Below are 15,187 nucleotides of genomic sequence, written 5' to 3' on the forward strand. Positions count from 1 at the left end.
ACATTCGCGCGGATTTATTGTTTAGCTGGATAATCTAACTATTATCAATGTTCCATTTGCTTTGGTTATGAAGTTAATTTAACGAATTACTTCTCCCGATGCTTTTCAAGCCGATGTGATCCGTGTTGCGTCATTCGCTTTGTTGTATGGCAAGCGCCTTACCCCATGTGGATCCGGTCGATGTACGTGTGTGAATTGCATCGCATAAACTTGCAGGCCGTCTCGGATAGAGCAGGCGCTGTTGACGCGGCGCGCTTCTACTGGCCAAACGACAGGCCGGACATTGGATCCCTTGCAGATGCGCCGTCGTGGGGCTGTTAGGCTGTGGACGAGGAGCAGATGTGTGAGACATCGATCAGCCCTGCGCGCCTGATCCAGTAGGCAGGCTAGATCTCGCAGAGGTGGGCGCTGTCAGACCTGTCGCCTGGACATCGCGTCCAGCGGTTGCAGGCGCCAGCGCACTGTGGCGCGCCCAATCACTCCTCTTGGCGTCTACGCCAAACAAGGCTACAATGGCGTCCGTTCCAAGGTAGGGATGGCGAAAAACCTGTTGCAACACAATAGGTTGGACGCATGCAACTAGCGTGCAGTTGCTGTCTTGAGACGAACAGGCCCCGTTTGCGGGGCCTTGTTGTTGCAAAGCAAGTGTTGTGGAATGCGATGTTCGGCCTGGTGGTAGAGTGGTTATGCAGCGGACTGCAAATCCGCGTACGCCGGTTCAATTCCGGCCCAGGCCTCCACATCGCACGCTGTTCTAGTCGCATCTAAGTGCCGGTTCGCAAGCGGGTGGCTCCGCAAGAAACAGCGAGCTGGTGGTGTGAAAGGGCTAGCGTAATGATGTGACAAGCTGTACAATTTCGCTCCACGCGGGAATAGCTCAGTTGGTAGAGCGCAACCTTGCCAAGGTTGAGGTCGCGAGTTCGAGTCTCGTTTCCCGCTCCAAATCAGAACGACTGAATTTGACGATTCAGTTGATCACTCAAAAGGGCCTCACGGCCCTTTTTTGTTGCGTCGGATTTGTGCAGGCACTCTGTTCCCGCGCCCGTGGCTCGACGTTCTTCGGCCAGACTCACCAGATTCGATAGGTGATTACCGTCTGCGAATCGACAAAACCGAAACTGATATCGCACAGATGCCCGCTTGGTAGATCCGGGCAGAGCCGCTCGCTGAGCTGAAAACGGACGACTCCCGCAATGGGATCCAGTGCCACCAGGTGCGCACAGGAAAAATCGAAGTAGCGGCCTACTGCGGAAAAACTCGCCTTGAACAGACTCTCCTTGGCAGAGAAGACGATGGTCAGGAACACTTCCAGCGGCACGTTGGTGGACGCGCAGATCGACTGCAGCAACGCCAGCTCCGAGCTATCCACGACAGTGCTCAGCAACGCCTCGCGTGCGTCAGCACCGACCACGTGCTCCAGATCGATGCCGATACCGCGCCATCTTCCAAGTGGTGCAACCGCCGCCGCGGCCAGGCGATTGGTGTGCGAGATGCTGCCGATCACCTGTGCCGGCCATAGCGGTTCACGCGAGCTGCCGGTGGCGATGTCGGGGCACATACCGGCGGCGACCAGTACCTGATGCTGCAAGGCTTGTTGCGCAGCCAGTCGACCGAAGAAATACTCGGCCTGGCGTTTGCGGACGCTACGCGCAATCGTGTCAGGGCATGCGATGTTGCAGAGACCAAATGCTTCCAGCGAAAACTGCGCAAGTTCGAATGCCATGATCTGCACGATCAAACTGCCACCGCCTAGGCAGGGCAGGGCGTACTGCCAACGCGCGTGCAATGCCTCGATCGAATCGATGCCTGGATCGCTCGCTGGAGGCGTGTTTCTGCTCAACAGCACGAACTGCATGCCGTCATCGGGCTGGTCGCCGCGCGTGCTGGACATCATCGACGCCTTCAACTTCGTCTGGCCTACCTGTCCGAGCGACATCTGCCAACGTATTCGTGCCAGGCACGGCTGCGAGCGCGCGGCAGATGGAGATGGATGAAGAGTGTGCCCGGGGCGGGAATCGAACCCGCATAGCCTTGCAGCTGAGGGATTTTAAGTCCCTTGCGTCTACCAGTTTCGCCACCCGGGCATTGCGATAGCGTGCCTGATTGCGCGCCGATTGTGAATCTCTGTGCGTATGTCTTGCTGCACTGCCGGCGCCTGTGCGGCTTGCGCTATCCTGCCGCTGTATAGCCGCGCGGAAAACCGCCCGCGCACGATCGAAGGAACCGCATGTCCCGCACCACGCTTCTCGCACCGCTTCAAGCGCACATCGCTGTCATCGGGCTGGGCTATGTCGGCCTGCCGCTGGCGGTTGCCTTTGGCGAGCAGCGCGACACGCTGGGCTTCGACATCGATGCGCAGCGGGTAGCGCAGTTGCGCGATGGCCACGACGCCACGCTGGAACTGGACGACACCGAACTGGCTGCCGCTATCCGTTTGCGCTACACCGCGAACGCGGCCGACCTGGCCGCGTGCAGCATCTTCATCGTCACGGTGCCGACGCCGATCGACAGCTTCGAGCAACCCGACCTGGAGCCGCTGCGCAGCGCCACCACCTTGATCGCCGCCGCGCTCAAGCCCGGCGACCTGGTGATCTACGAATCCACCGTGTATCCGGGCACCACCGAAGAAGTCTGCGTGCCCTTGCTCGAAGCCGCATCGGAGCTACGTTTTAACGAGGATTTTTTCTGCGGCTACAGCCCCGAACGCGTCAATCCGGGCGACCGCCAGCGGCGTCTGCGCGATATCCGCAAGATCACCTCCGGCTCCACCGCAGAAGCTGCCGATGCGGTCGACGCGCTATACACCAGCATCATCACCGCCGGTACCTGGCGCGCGCCGTCGATGCGCGTGGCCGAGGCTGCCAAGGTGGTCGAAAACATCCAGCGCGACGTCAACATCGCACTGGTCAACGAGCTGGCATTGATCTTCGACAAGCTCGGCATCGACACGCTGGATGTGCTGGAAGCGGCCGGAACCAAGTGGAATTTCCTGCCGTTCCGGCCCGGCCTGGTCGGCGGCCACTGCATCGGCGTGGATCCGTATTACCTGATGCACAAGTCCGAGAGCGTGGGCTATCACCCGGACCTGATCCACACCGCGCGGCAGGTCAATAACCGTGTCGGCCGGCACGTTGCCGAGCGCGTCTGCGGCATGCTCGCCACGCGCGGCGTGGTGCTCGCGCAGGCGAGGGTGCTGGTGCTGGGCGCAACCTTCAAAGAGAACTGCCCGGATCTACGCAATAGCCGTGCACTGGAACTGGTGCAGTTGCTGCAAGCTGCAGGCGTGCAGGTCGATACCTGTGACCCGTGGGCCGACCCGGCAGAAGCCCTGCAGCATGCCGGCGTGCAGCTGTGCGAGGTTGTGGACGAAGGTGCCTACGACGCGGTCGTGCTGGCGGTGGCGCATGCGCAGTACCGCGACTACGACGCCCAGGGCATCGCCGCGTTGGGCAAACCCGGCGCGGTGATTTACGACGTCAAATCGGTCTGGCCGCGCGAAGCGGTCAACGATCGTCTGTAACGCACCCGTCTTGCTGCTGCAGCCAGTGCACCGCGCCATGTGCGGCACGTAACCCGCTGGCGAAGCAGGCGGTCAGCAGATAGCCGCCGGTCGGTGCCTCCCAATCGAGCATTTCTCCGGCGCAAAACACGCCGGGTTGTGCGATCGCCATCAGCCCTTCGTCCAGCGCTTCCAGCCGCACGCCGCCGGCCGAGCTGATCGCCTCGGCAAGCGGGCGCGGCCTGAGCAAGCGCAACGGTAACTGCTTGAGCGTGCGTGCCACCTGCACAGGATCGTCGCCGGCCTGTTTGCCCAGATGTTCGTACAGCAGTGCGGCCTTGACGCCATCGATGCCGACCTGCCGGCGTAAATGCTCGCTAAAACTCCGTCCCTTGCGCGGCTTGTCCAGTTCGGCGCTCACGCGCTCAAGGGAACGTCCCGGAACCAGATCCAGGCCAAGTTCGGCCACGCCTTGCGCATCGATCTGCTCTCGCAAGTCTGCAGCCAACGCATAAATCAGGCTGCCTTCGATGCCGGTAGCAGTGGCAACGCACTCGCCCTGCAGTTCGTGTTGCACACCATGGCGATCATGCCAGTGCGCCACCACCGGCTTGAGCGGCGCACCGGCATGCCGCTGCACAAAATGCGCGCTCCAGTCGATGTCGAAACCGCAATTGGCCGGCACCAGGGGCGCAACCGCGATGCCGCGTTGCTGCAGTGGCGCTTGCCACAGACCATCCGAGCCAAGCTGCGGCCAACTGCCGCCACCGAGCGCCAATACCACCGCGTCTGCAGCGCGCTCGATGTCACCGGTTGGTGTGTCGAAGCGCAACGTACCGTCATCGCTCAACCCAAGCCAGCGATGCTGCACATGAAACGCGACGCCTTGTTCCTTGAGTCGACGCACCCAGCCACGCAACAACGGCGCCGCCTTGCGATCCATCGGAAACACACGCCCGGAGCTGCCGACATAGGTGTCCACACCCAACCCGCGCGCCCAATCGCGCAGCGCGTCCGCATCGAAGTCCCGCAACCAGGTCGCCACCGGTTCGGCACGCTCGCGATAACGCTGCGCAAACAGCGGCATCGGATCCGAATGGGTGAGATTCAAACCGCCCTTGCCGGCGATCAAAAACTTGCGCCCGACCGAGCCCTTGGCCTCGTAAAGGTCCACCGCAAGGCCGGCCGCACACGCCACCTGTGCGGCCATCAAGCCGGCCGGCCCGCCGCCGATCACCGCCAGCCGCCGCTTGCTCACATCCGTCATTGCTCAGGCACTCAGCGCGGCTGCACGCCAAGCAATTCCACATCGAACACCAGCGAGGCGCCAGGCGGAATCACCCCACCTGCACCGTTATCGCCATAGCCGTAGTCGGGCGGAATCATCAAGGTGCGCTTGCCACCCACGCGCATGCCGTCAACGCCATCGTCCCAGCCGCGGATGACCTGATGGCCGCCCAACACAAACTGGAATGGCTCGGCGCGATCGAGCGAGCTGTCGAACTTTTTACCGTGCTTGTCGGCGGCCTTTTCGTCGTACAACCAGCCGGTGTAGTGCACGGTGACCATCGCGCCGGGCGTTGCCACTGCGCCGGTGCCGACGGTGCGGTCGATCCGCTCGAAGGTAGCAATCGTGCCACCGGACGGCGGCAGGGCAGGCGCACAACTTGCGAGCAACAAGGCGACACAGAGCGTCAATAGAAGGCGCATGGGATGGTCCATGAAGGAAGGTCGCCATTATCGCATCTGGCTCCGGCTATCATCGCGCCCATGGCCAAGCTACTGCTCAATCTGCGCAATGTTCCCGATGACGAAGCCGACGAGGTGCGGGCGCTGATGCGCGAGAACCTGGTGCAGATCTACGAGACGCGGCCGAGCAATTGGGGCATTTCCGCCGGTGGCATCTGGCTCAGCGACGATGCCGACTACCCGCGCGCCAAGGCGGCGATGGATGCCTATCAGGCCCAACGCGGGGCGGTCGCACGCGCGCAGCGTCAGGAGGCACTGGCATCGGGCACCGCCGAAACCTTCGCTGCGCTGCTGCGCAAGCGTCCGCTGTTCGTGATCGCCACACTGATCGGCATGCTGGTGGTCGCCTCGCTGGTGCTGCTGCCGTTTCTGCTGTTGCGCGGCTGACCCCATTGCGGTGCCATCGGGCTTAAAATGACCCGATGATCACCAATACCGCAGCCTACCAATTCGTTGCCATCCAGGACCCGCAGCAGCTTGCCGACAGCGTGCTTCGCCACGCCGAACAACAGGCGCTGAAGGGCTCGGTGCTGGTGGCCGAAGAGGGCATCAATCTGTTTCTGGCGGGCGACGCCGAGCAGGTCGGCGCGTTCTATGCGTGGTTGCAGAGCGATTCGCGCTTTGCGCAGATGCGCATCAAGTACAGCCTGAGCGCGCAGCAGCCGTTCGCGCGGCTCAAGGTCAAGCGCAAGCCGGAGATCATCAGTTTCCGTCGCGACGATGCCTCGCCGCTGCAGGGACGTGCGCCGGCAGTGCCGCCAAGCGTGCTGCGCGAATGGATGCGACAAGGGCACGACGATCGCGGTCGCCCGCTGGTGCTGCTGGACACGCGAAATGCGCAGGAAGTGGCATATGGCACGTTCCAGGGTGCGTTGACGTTGCCGATCGACAAGTTCACCGAGTTGCCGGGCGCGTTGGAAGCACATCGCGCTGCGCTTGCGGATGCCACAGTGGTGAGCTTCTGCACCGGTGGCATCCGCTGCGAAAAAGCCGCGCTGTGGATGCAGGCCGATGGCATGGACAATGTGTTGCAGCTCGAAGGCGGGATCCTGGGCTACTTCGAAGAGGTCGGCGGCGAAGGCTACGACGGCCGCTGCTTCGTCTTCGACGAGCGTGTCGCGCTGGATCCCGAACTGCGCCCACTGGTGGATGCCGAGCGCAGCACCGAGGCCGGGGAAATCTGACCGGGCGCGATTGAATTTCCCGATATTCGCGCACTGCGCGTGTTCGGATCATGCAAACACGACGCAACGTTACCCCGCATGCGCGTCATGCCTCACTGCAGCGAGAGGCTTTGGTCTCTGACTTGAAAGTAATACGTCGCATCGTGCTTGCCCTGAATTATTCACGGAGATAGGCTGCACCAGCCAGCCGCATAGCGAGGACAACAAGGATGACCATCAGAGTTTTTCTGATTGACGATCATGCACTCGTGCGTACGGGCATGAAGATGATCCTGTCCAAGGAAGTGGACATCGATGTGGTGGGAGAGGCCGAGAGCGGGGAGTCGGCGTTGCCGCAAATCCGCCAGCTCAAGCCCGAGATCGTGTTGTGCGATCTGCATCTACCCGGCGTCAGCGGTCTGGAAATCACCGAGCGCATCGTCAAGGGCGATTACGGCACCCGCGTGGTCATCGTGTCGGTACTGGAAGATGGCCCTCTGCCCAAGCGTCTGCTCGAAGCCGGTGCATCCGGCTACGTCGGCAAGGGCGGCGATGCGCAGGAACTGCTGCGTGCAGTGCGTGAAGTCGCACTGGGGCGGCGCTATCTCGGCAACACCATCGCGCAGAACCTTGCGCTCTCCAACCTAGAAGGTGGTGGCTCGCCGTTCGATGCGTTGTCGCCACGCGAGCTGGAGGTCGCTTTGTTGCTGACGCAGGGGCTGCGCCAGGAAGACATCGCCAAGCGCCTGAACCTCAGTGCCAAGACCATCAATACTCACAAGGCGCGTCTGTTCGAAAAGGTTGGAATCCAGGACAGCATCGCGCTGGCGCGTCTGGCCAACCAATACGGTCTGACCGATCCCGCGCAAACAATGTAGGTCATGCGCTGGTGATTGGGCTCGCTCCTGACAAGCGATACCTCAGAACGAAGCGACTCACTGAGCAGCTAACGCGCTGGTGCGCATCCTCGCAGCTGTCTTGTTCGCAACTTGCACGCAAAAACAAAGCGGCCCGAAGGCCGCTTTGTTTGACGCCGACCTTGCCTGATTAGTCAGGCAAGGTCGAAACAGGCGATGCAGCAATCAGTGATCGCTACGCGGCTTGTTGGTGTCGTCTTCCTGCTCTTGAGCTTCAGTCGCAGTCGACGGAGCCACCGGCTTTACAGCTTCCGGGACGACAACCGTCGGCTTGTGCGCATCGTCTGCCTGCTTCTGCATGGTCGCAGGAGCTACGGGGGCGACTGCTGCAGGCTGCTCAGGCGCCTTGTACGGTGCCGGCGTTTCAGCAGGCGCCGAGGCCGACGATGCCGGTGCTGTGGCATCGGCCGGAGCCAATGCGTCGAGCAGCGTTGTCTGCACCGGTGCGTACGGCTTGCGTGCCTGAGTCACTGGAGCAGCGTCGGCAGCCGGAGTGCTCTGCGGCACCGTCGTGGTGGAGGTCACTGCGACATCCACAGCCGGGCTTGCAGCGCTGGACGGCTCTGCTTGCGACGGCTTGACGGTGACCACTTCTGCCTGGGCAGCCGGGACGCTCGAAGGCGCAGGTGCCGCTTGCGTGTGCACTGGAGCAGCAGCCGGAGCTGTCTCGGCTTTCACCGACTCCGCTTGCACTGGTGCCGGCACCACGACGGGTACAGCGCGTTCCGGGCTGACCGCAGCGGGTGCTGCAACGTCAGTCGATGCCGACGACACCTGCCCCTGTTGCGTAACCGACTCAGGCGCAGTCGCCGACGTCGTCGTAGCGGCACGCTCGACAGGCGCAGCTGCAGGAGCAGACGACACGACCGCAGCAGGAGTTGCAACGGGAGCCGGGTTGGCAGCCGGTGTCGAAGCAGCGACGGGAGACGGAGCTGCAACTGGAGCCGGAGTAGCAACCGAAGCCTGAGTCGGCGTCGGAGCTGCAACCGGAGCAGGTGTCGCCGCCGGTGCCGATTGCGCAACAGATGCCGCAGAGGCAACTGAAGCATCGCCACGCGCCTGCTCAGCTGCAGCTGCAACCGGAGCCGCCGCCGCCTGCCGTTCGAAGGACGGCGTGGCATTGGAGACCGGTGCAGTAGTCGACGTGGTGTCGGCCGCTACCTGGCTTTCCGAACGCTCCTTCGGCACCGGACGTGGCTTCACTGCTGCTGGAGTGCTGGACTCCGGCCTGGCGCGCACAGCTGCTGCAGGCGCGGCTTCATCGTCGAAGTCGAACTCCGGCTGGCCGGCGCGCGGTGCAGCGGAGGCATGCGTCTGCGTGCCGGCTTCGTCGCCTTCGTTCTCGTTGTCGCCATCGAGATCGCCTTCGGCATCGCCATCCAGATCGTCCGTTTCCAGACCATCGGCGCCGATACCACCTTCACCATTTGCGCCAGCGCCACGACGACGACGACGGCCGCCACGACGGCCACGACGACGACGGCTGCCGCCTTCGCCATTGGCTGAATCATCGCCTGCTGCATCCGGTGCCTGCCCGTCTGCACTGGCGTCAGTGCCACGGTCGGCATGCGCTTCGGTCACGATGACGTCGACCGGGTGTGCCGGGTTGGCTTCATTGGCGGGAACGTGCGTCGTCACCGGCGCGGCGGTTTCGGCGATTGCCGAAACCACACCGGCAGTCGTCGCGGTTGCGGCAGTTGCGGTCAGCGTCTGTGCCGAAGCCGTGCCTTCGTCCTGACGGGCGGTGCGCGGCTGCCTCTCGGACGGCGCGCCGTCCTGCTGTGCAGATGCACGCGGGGGACGCGGAGCCTGATTCTGCGGCTTCTGCTTTTGCTGCTGGCCCTGCTGCGGTTGCTTGGGTGCCTGCGGTTCGTTGCGCGGCGGCTTGGCGACCTGCACCTGCTGCTGCGCCTGACCGCCATTCTGCGGGTTCTGCGCGCTCTGGCCATTGGCAGGCTGGCGACGCTCATCGCGACGCTCCTTGTTGGCGCCATTGCCATTGCCGCCGTTACCACCATTGCCACGCTGCTGATTGCCGCCGTTACGCGCTTCACCACGCCCATCGCGGCGCTGACCACCACGATCGCCACGCTCATTGCGGTTGCCACGGGCTGGATCGTTCTGGCGCGGACGCTGGGTCGACTCGGGGACCGGAGCCACTGGCTCGACGCCACCGAAGATCCGCTTCAGCCAACCGACCACGCCGGTGACCGGCGCAGGAAGTGGCAGTGCGACGACCGGAGCCGGCGCAGGTGCTGCAGCGACCGGGGCAGGGGCTTCCTCACGCAAAGGAGCCGGCTGGCTCGGCTTGATCGAGGTCACTGCAGGCGCTGCCGGAATGTTCAACTGCGCCTTGGTCAGCGCATGCACAGGCAACTTGCGCGGCGTACCACGCTGATAACTCGGCTTGCCGCTGTCTTCGCCCAGCTCGTTCTCACGCAGACGGGTGACTTCGTAATGCGGGGTGTGCAGCTGCTCGTCGGCGACGATGATGATCGGCGAGGCGTGGCGATTTTCGATCTCGCGCAGCGCGCTGCGCTTTTCATTGAGCAGGTAGTTGGCGATCTCCACCGGGGCCTGCACCAGCACCTGTCCGGTGTTCTCCTTCATCGCGTGCTCTTCGGCCACGCGGATGATCGACAGCGACAACGACTCGACGCTGCGCATGCGGCCATGGCCGTCGCAACGCGGGCACACGATCTGGCTGGATTCGCCCAGGCTCGGACGCAGGCGCTGGCGGCTCATTTCCATCAGGCCGAAGCGCGAGATACGGCCCAGCTGCACACGTGCACGGTCGTACTTGAGCGCGTTCTGCAGCTTGTTTTCGACTTCGCGCTGATGCTTGGTCGAGGCCATGTCGATGAAGTCGATCACCACCAGGCCGCCCAGGTCGCGCAGGCGCAACTGGCGGGCCACTTCTTCGGCCGCTTCCAGATTCGTCTGGAACGCGGTCTCTTCGATGTCGCTGCCCTTGGTGGCGCGCGAGGAGTTCACGTCGACGGCAGTCAGCGCTTCGGTCTGGTCGACCACGATCGAGCCGCCCGAGGGCAGGCGCACATTGCGCTCGTAGGCGCCTTCGATCTGCGATTCGATCTGGAAGCGGTTGAACAGCGGAATGTCGTCGGTGTAGTGCTTGAGCTTGCGCAGGCTCTGCGGCATCACCTGCTGCATGAATTCCTGGGCGTCGGCGTACAGCTCCGGGGTATCGACCAGGATTTCGCCGATGTCGGCGCGCAGGTAGTCGCGCAGGGCGCGGATGATCAGGCGCGATTCCTGGTAGATCAGGAACGCCGCCGGCTTGCTCAGCGCCGCCTCGGCAATCGCCTTCCAGGTCTGCAGCAGGTAATCCAGATCCCACTGCAGCTCTTCGGCGTCACGGCCGACACCGGCGGTGCGGATGATCACGCCCATGTCGTCGGGGATATCGAGCTTGTCCAGCGCTTCCTTCAGCGCGGCACGGTCTTCGCCTTCGATCCGGCGCGAGACGCCACCGGCGCTCGGTGAATTGGGCATCAGCACCATATAGCGGCCTGCCAGCGAGATGAACGTGGTCAGGGCAGCACCCTTGTTGCCACGCTCTTCCTTGTCGACCTGCACCACGATTTCCTGGCCTTCGCGCAACAGCTCGCGAATGGTCGACTTGTTGTGGTCGACGCCAGCCTGGAAGTAATCGCGGGAGATTTCCTTCAGCGGCAGGAAGCCATGGCGCTCGGCGCCATAGTCCACGAACGCCGCTTCCAGCGAGGGCTCGAGCCGGGTGATACGGCCCTTATAGATATTGGACTTCTTTTGTTCCTTGGACGGCTGTTCGATGTCGATGTCGTACAGGGTCTGACCGTCCACAATCGCCACGCGCAGCTCTTCGGCCTGCGTTGCGTTGATCAGCATTCGCTTCATTGTTGCGTTCCTCTCGCGCTCTACCGCGCGGAACGCCGTGACGTTTCGCCTCTGGAACAGCTTGTCGGCCCTTCGCGCAACGCGCGGACAGGCCTGACCAGGGTTTCCAGCGCTGCAACACCACGGCAGGCCGCGGGAGCGCTTGTCTTTAAGTTTTATAGGTGTTTCAGGGCCGGCAGCCGCGTCCGGACGAACCGGGGCAGCGCACGGGACATGTTCAGCGCGACGGTCCAAAAACCGACGGCGATGGCCGGGCAGGCCGGTGAGCCGCTAACATGGCCGCCCCGGGGGCGGTGGTCGCGCACTGTGCCGGAATCATCGGAAGTCAGGCTTCTGGCCAATCAACTTCCAACGAAATCAAACCCTTATCTCGCTCGCCGAGTGTAACAGAATAAAGAGCCAGATGACCGACCCCCAGTTCCCCCAGCCGCCTGCCGACCGTGTAGGCGTGCGCATTCTCAAAGTTCCGGAAGACCGTGCCGGGCAGCGGCTGGACAATTTCCTGCTTGGCCAGCTCAAGGGTGCGCCGCGCAGCCTGATCTACAAGCTGGTGCGCAGCGGTCAGGTGCGGGTGAATGGCGGCCGCGCCAAGGCCGAGCGCAAGCTCGAGGGTGGGGAAGAAGTCCGCATCCCGCCGGTGCGCGTGAATGAGGAGGGCGACAAGGCAGCGCCGCCGTCCGCGTTCATGGCCCGGCTGGAGGCGGCGATCGTGTTCGAAGACGCGCGCCTGCTGGCGCTCAACAAGCCGTCGGGCGTCGCCAGCCATGGCGGCAGCGGGATCAGCTTCGGCGCCATCGAAACCTTGCGCGCGTTACGCCCAAACCAGACCCTGGAGCTGGTGCATCGGCTCGATCGCGACACCTCCGGCTTGCTGATCGTGGCCAAGAAGCGCTCCGCGCTGACCGAGATGCAGGCACTGATGCGCGAGGACGACCGCGTCCAGGGCCGCGGTATCACCAAGCGCTACCTGACCTTGTTGGTCGGGCGGATGCCGGACGGGGTGATGACGGTGGATGCGCCGTTGCATATCGGCCTGCGCCAGGGCGGCGAGCGGCATGTGCAGGTGAACGCGATCGGCAAGCCATCGCTGAGCCACTTCAAGTTGCTGGAGCGACGCGGCGGGCACTCGTACTGCGAAGTCCGCATCGAGACCGGCCGCACCCATCAGATCCGCGTGCATGCCCAGCATCTGGGGCACCCGGTGGCGGGCGACGACAAGTACGGCGAGGCGGAGGTCAACAAGCGCCTGCGCGACCAGCTCGGCCTGAAGCGGTTGTTTCTGCACGCGGCGTCGCTGGAGTTCACGCTGGATGCCGGCAAGGTACCGTATATGTTGAACGCGCCGCTGGCGCCGGAGCTGGCTGAGGCGCTGGACCGGCTGGGTCGCTAAACGAAGCCACCGCAGGCCCTCGTCAGCCTCAAGGTGTCGCAAAGCGAAACAACACCAGGCTGATCGCCAAGGTGCCCATGCCGGCCACCAGGCCGTAGACGGTCTCATGGCCTTTCGCATAGCGCTTGGCGGCGGGCAACAATTCATCCAGCGCCAGAAACACCATGACCCCGGAAATCAAGCCGAAGACGGTGCCGAACACCGCTTCGGACAGCACATTGGACAAGGCCAGATAGCCGATGCCGGCACCGATCGGCTCGGCCAATCCGCTCAGCAGACTGGCGCCGAAGGCATAGAACTTGTTACGCGTTGCGAAGTACACCGGCACTGCAATCGCAATGCCTTCGGGAATGTTGTGGATGGCGATGGCGAACGCCAGCGGCATGCCGACTGCGGGGCTTTCCAGCGTCGCAAAAAACGTAGCCAGGCCTTCGGGGAAATTGTGCGCGGTGATCGCAATCGCCGTCATCAAGCCGACCCGACGGATGTAGGCGCGGTTGTCGTCGCGAAACAGCGGGTCATCGCTGGACAGGCTCTGGTGCGGGTTGGGCACCAGGCGGTCGATCGCCATGATCAGCAGCATGCCAGCCAAAAACGCCAAGGTGCCGAAGGTAAAGCCGAGCTTGTCGTTATAGGCGTTGGAGAACGAGGCGATCGACTTGTTGAGGATCTCCGATAGCGACACGTACACCATCGCGCCGCCAGCGAATGCCAGCCCGAATGCCAGCAGGCGCGGATTGGGCTTCTTGGAGAACACCACCATGAGGCTGCCGAGCCCGGTAGCGAGTCCGGCGGCCAGGGTGACCGCAAACGCGGTCCAGACGTTCTGTGATGACACTTCGAGCATGTGACGCGACGACCTCGTGGAATGGAACGCACTTCTGCGGGGAGCGTGGCGATTGCTGCGCGATAGGCGCACGACCACCCTCGATTGCAGGATGGTCATGCGTGGATGACGAACGTGTGGTGCCTGGTGCGATGGGCAGAACGATTACGCGGCAAACAAACGAATGCGTTTGCTGCTGGAAACGGACATGCGCCATTCGCCTGACCGTTTCCCCAGCGTCGCCGTCTGGCGACGCGCTACCTGCGAGATTCCATCAACGCTCAGCCGCCGCGACGTGCACGCTCTTCGATGGCGAAGCATTCGTCCGGGCGCGGCACCGGCGGCTTGAACGCGACCGGCACCTGGATCGTCTGCGGCACCGGCTGCCCGTTGCGGGTGGCAGGCTTGAACTTCCATTCGCGCACGCGCGTTTGCGCGGCCTCGTCCAGCACCGGTTGACCGCTGCTTTGCGCCAGCGACACGTCGGTGGGGGTGCCTTCGGTACCGATCACGACTCTGAGCACGGAGGTTCCGCCGACACCGGCGCAGGCGAGTTGCGGGGAGTATTCCGGCGGCGGCGTCTTCAAGGCGGCCAGCTCGGTCGGTGCAACCACTGGCGCGGACGCCTGCTGGGACGACTTGCCACACCCGCTGATGCCGACGGCAACGAGTAGGCAGGCGAGGGCGGTGCGGTAACGGGTCATGCAGTGGCTCCCTGATCGTAGAGTTGCGCGGTCTTGGCCGCGCAGATGAAGTCGTTCTCGCTCAGCCCGCCGACGTCGTGGGTGGAATAGCGCACCACCACGCGGTCGTAATGCACGCCCAGATCGGGGTGATGGTCCTCACGATGGGCGATCCAGGCCAGCGCGTTCACGAAGGCGAGGGTGCGGTAATAGTCGGCAAAACGGAACGTGCGGGTGATCGCCGTGCCCGCTTCGGCCAGCTCCCAGCCCGGCACTTGCGGGAACAGCTCGGCCAGGCGGGCTTCGCCAAGCTTGTGGTCGCTCCCTTTGCGCGGGAGGCAATGGGCCTGCTCCAGGGGAATCAGATCGGTCATGACGGTCTCGCAGGGGTGGCGGACAGCGCGCCCAGCGGGATCACGGTGTTCCATGAGCGCGGGCGCATTGAGCGGTAGAATAACCCGCATGATCCAGATATCCGACAAAGCCCAGACCTATTTCCGCAAGCTCATCGAACGTGAGGGCGTGCCCGGCATGGGCGTGCGCCTGAGCGCGGTGGATGCGGGTACCCCGCGCGCCGACGCCCGCCTCGAGTTCGCCGAACCGGCCGATCTCAGCGGCGACGAATGGGCGATCGACTGCGACGGCTTCACCTTATATATCGTCGCCGCCAGCGTGCCATGGGTGGATGGCGCCGAGATCGACTACGTCACCCAGTCCACCGGCAACCAGCAGCTCACCATCAAGGCGCCCAAGATCAAGGGCGAAGCGCCGGCTGATTCGGCATCGATGGTGGAGCGTGTGCGCTGGGTGGTGGAGAACGAGATCAACCCGCAGCTGGCCTCGCACGGCGGCCGCGTGGCAGTGCAGGAGGTCTCGGCCGATGGTGTGGTGCTGCTGCGCTTCGGCGGCGGTTGCCACGGTTGCGGCATGGCCGATGTGACCTTGAAGCAGGGCATCGAGAAGACCTTGATGGGACGCGTGCCCGGCGTGATTGCGGTGCGCGACGCGACCGACCACGCTACCGGCGACGCCCCGTACATTCCGCGCGACAGCGCGGCCTGAT

13 protein-coding genes and 3 tRNA genes are annotated in these 15,187 nt (G+C 63.6%); 8 read left to right on the forward strand and 8 right to left on the reverse strand.

All coding sequences use genetic code 11. The annotated features are described in order from the left end of the window. Positions 1 to 666: 666 nt before the first annotated feature. Positions 667 to 740 (forward strand) — tRNA-Cys (locus tag ABS769_RS11915). A gap of 126 nt (positions 741 to 866) precedes the next feature. Next, positions 867 to 942 (forward strand) — tRNA-Gly (locus ABS769_RS11920). A gap of 127 nt (positions 943 to 1,069) precedes the next feature. Here ABS769_RS11920 and ABS769_RS11925 read toward each other — a convergent pair. After that, the gene (locus ABS769_RS11925) at positions 1,070 to 1,891 is read right to left on the reverse strand and encodes a 4'-phosphopantetheinyl transferase family protein (RefSeq protein WP_317061574.1); all 822 of its coding nucleotides are present in this window, start codon (positions 1,889 to 1,891) and stop codon (positions 1,070 to 1,072) included. A gap of 109 nt (positions 1,892 to 2,000) precedes the next feature. Beyond that, a tRNA-Leu gene (locus ABS769_RS11930) sits at positions 2,001 to 2,084 on the reverse strand. Positions 2,085 to 2,227: 143 nt separating this feature from the next. On the opposite strand from ABS769_RS11930, the gene ABS769_RS11935 reads away from it, so the two are divergent. Beyond that, positions 2,228 to 3,520, forward strand: a complete 1,293-nt coding sequence (locus ABS769_RS11935) for a nucleotide sugar dehydrogenase (protein ID WP_317061573.1) — start codon at positions 2,228 to 2,230, stop codon at positions 3,518 to 3,520. Here the strand turns inward: ABS769_RS11935 and ABS769_RS11940 are convergent. Beyond that, positions 3,504 to 4,766, reverse strand: coding sequence for a TIGR03862 family flavoprotein (locus tag ABS769_RS11940; RefSeq protein ID WP_317061572.1), 1,263 nt, complete (start codon positions 4,764 to 4,766; stop codon positions 3,504 to 3,506). The two genes, ABS769_RS11935 and ABS769_RS11940, sit on opposite strands and share 17 nt — an antisense overlap. A gap of 11 nt (positions 4,767 to 4,777) precedes the next feature. Beyond that, the gene (locus ABS769_RS11945) at positions 4,778 to 5,209 is read right to left on the reverse strand and encodes an FKBP-type peptidyl-prolyl cis-trans isomerase (RefSeq protein WP_043909011.1); all 432 of its coding nucleotides are present in this window, start codon (positions 5,207 to 5,209) and stop codon (positions 4,778 to 4,780) included. 60 nt (positions 5,210 to 5,269) lie between these two features. On the opposite strand from ABS769_RS11945, the gene ABS769_RS11950 reads away from it, so the two are divergent. The 3 genes from ABS769_RS11950 to ABS769_RS11960 all read left to right on the forward strand — a co-directional run bounded on the left by ABS769_RS11950 (position 5,270) and on the right by ABS769_RS11960 (position 7,289). Next, positions 5,270 to 5,635, forward strand: a complete 366-nt coding sequence (locus ABS769_RS11950; protein ID WP_104552014.1) for a DUF6164 family protein — start codon at positions 5,270 to 5,272, stop codon at positions 5,633 to 5,635. A gap of 35 nt (positions 5,636 to 5,670) precedes the next feature. Further along, on the forward strand, positions 5,671 to 6,432 hold the full coding sequence (locus ABS769_RS11955; RefSeq protein WP_317061571.1) for a sulfurtransferase: 762 nt from the start codon (positions 5,671 to 5,673) through the stop codon (positions 6,430 to 6,432). A 209-nt stretch (positions 6,433 to 6,641) separates the two neighbouring features. Further along, positions 6,642 to 7,289, forward strand: coding sequence for a response regulator (locus tag ABS769_RS11960; protein WP_023904062.1), 648 nt, complete (start codon positions 6,642 to 6,644; stop codon positions 7,287 to 7,289). 204 nt (positions 7,290 to 7,493) lie between these two features. Here ABS769_RS11960 and ABS769_RS11965 read toward each other — a convergent pair whose 3' ends face one another. Then, on the reverse strand, positions 7,494 to 11,216 hold the full coding sequence (locus ABS769_RS11965) for an Rne/Rng family ribonuclease (protein ID WP_350498171.1): 3,723 nt from the start codon (positions 11,214 to 11,216) through the stop codon (positions 7,494 to 7,496). A 412-nt stretch (positions 11,217 to 11,628) separates the two neighbouring features. On the opposite strand from ABS769_RS11965, the gene ABS769_RS11970 reads away from it, so the two are divergent. After that, entirely contained in the window at positions 11,629 to 12,615 is a 987-nt protein-coding gene (locus tag ABS769_RS11970) for an RluA family pseudouridine synthase (protein ID WP_317061570.1), read from the forward strand. A gap of 28 nt (positions 12,616 to 12,643) precedes the next feature. Here the strand turns inward: ABS769_RS11970 and zupT are convergent, their stop codons facing one another. The 3 genes from zupT to ABS769_RS11985 form a co-directional block, all read right to left on the reverse strand. Then, positions 12,644 to 13,462, reverse strand: coding sequence for a zinc transporter ZupT (gene zupT, locus ABS769_RS11975; RefSeq protein WP_317061569.1), 819 nt, complete (start codon positions 13,460 to 13,462; stop codon positions 12,644 to 12,646). A gap of 260 nt (positions 13,463 to 13,722) precedes the next feature. Next, positions 13,723 to 14,145 carry an energy transducer TonB gene (locus ABS769_RS11980; protein ID WP_317061568.1) on the reverse strand — a complete coding sequence of 141 codons (423 nt, stop codon included), beginning with the start codon at positions 14,143 to 14,145 and terminating at the stop codon, positions 13,723 to 13,725. Next, positions 14,142 to 14,498: a 4a-hydroxytetrahydrobiopterin dehydratase gene (locus ABS769_RS11985; RefSeq protein WP_055826515.1), complete on the reverse strand. Its 357-nt coding sequence runs from the start codon at positions 14,496 to 14,498 to the stop codon at positions 14,142 to 14,144. Before ABS769_RS11985 ends, ABS769_RS11980 begins: the two co-directional genes overlap by 4 nt. An 88-nt stretch (positions 14,499 to 14,586) precedes the next feature. Here ABS769_RS11985 and ABS769_RS11990 point away from each other — a divergent pair, with 88 nt between their 5' ends. Beyond that, positions 14,587 to 15,186, forward strand: coding sequence for an NfuA family Fe-S biogenesis protein (locus tag ABS769_RS11990; RefSeq protein ID WP_006450396.1), 600 nt, complete (start codon positions 14,587 to 14,589; stop codon positions 15,184 to 15,186). The last annotated feature ends 1 nt before the right edge of the window (position 15,187 follow it).

Source organism: Xanthomonas hortorum (assembly GCF_040279205.1).
In the GTDB taxonomy this organism is placed as follows: domain Bacteria; phylum Pseudomonadota; class Gammaproteobacteria; order Xanthomonadales; family Xanthomonadaceae; genus Xanthomonas; species Xanthomonas hortorum_F.

Bases quoted from the DNA above. Each gene is read 5' to 3' on its own strand.
- ABS769_RS11925 (WP_317061574.1), bottom strand. From the start codon at position 1,891: ATGTCCAGCACGCGCGGCGACCAGCCCGATGACGGCATGCAGTTCGTG.
- ABS769_RS11935 (WP_317061573.1), top strand. From the start codon at position 2,228: ATGTCCCGCACCACGCTTCTCGCACCGCTTCAAGCGCACATCGCTGTC.
- ABS769_RS11940 (WP_317061572.1), bottom strand. From the start codon at position 4,766: ATGACGGATGTGAGCAAGCGGCGGCTGGCGGTGATCGGCGGCGGGCCG.
- ABS769_RS11945 (WP_043909011.1), bottom strand. From the start codon at position 5,209: ATGCGCCTTCTATTGACGCTCTGTGTCGCCTTGTTGCTCGCAAGTTGT.
- ABS769_RS11950 (WP_104552014.1), top strand. From the start codon at position 5,270: ATGGCCAAGCTACTGCTCAATCTGCGCAATGTTCCCGATGACGAAGCC.
- ABS769_RS11955 (WP_317061571.1), top strand. From the start codon at position 5,671: ATGATCACCAATACCGCAGCCTACCAATTCGTTGCCATCCAGGACCCG.
- ABS769_RS11960 (WP_023904062.1), top strand. From the start codon at position 6,642: ATGACCATCAGAGTTTTTCTGATTGACGATCATGCACTCGTGCGTACG.
- ABS769_RS11965 (WP_350498171.1), bottom strand. From the start codon at position 11,216: ATGCTGATCAACGCAACGCAGGCCGAAGAGCTGCGCGTGGCGATTGTG.
- ABS769_RS11970 (WP_317061570.1), top strand. From the start codon at position 11,629: ATGACCGACCCCCAGTTCCCCCAGCCGCCTGCCGACCGTGTAGGCGTG.
- zupT (WP_317061569.1), bottom strand. From the start codon at position 13,462: ATGCTCGAAGTGTCATCACAGAACGTCTGGACCGCGTTTGCGGTCACC.
- ABS769_RS11980 (WP_317061568.1), bottom strand. From the start codon at position 14,145: ATGACCCGTTACCGCACCGCCCTCGCCTGCCTACTCGTTGCCGTCGGC.
- ABS769_RS11985 (WP_055826515.1), bottom strand. From the start codon at position 14,498: ATGACCGATCTGATTCCCCTGGAGCAGGCCCATTGCCTCCCGCGCAAA.
- ABS769_RS11990 (WP_006450396.1), top strand. From the start codon at position 14,587: ATGATCCAGATATCCGACAAAGCCCAGACCTATTTCCGCAAGCTCATC.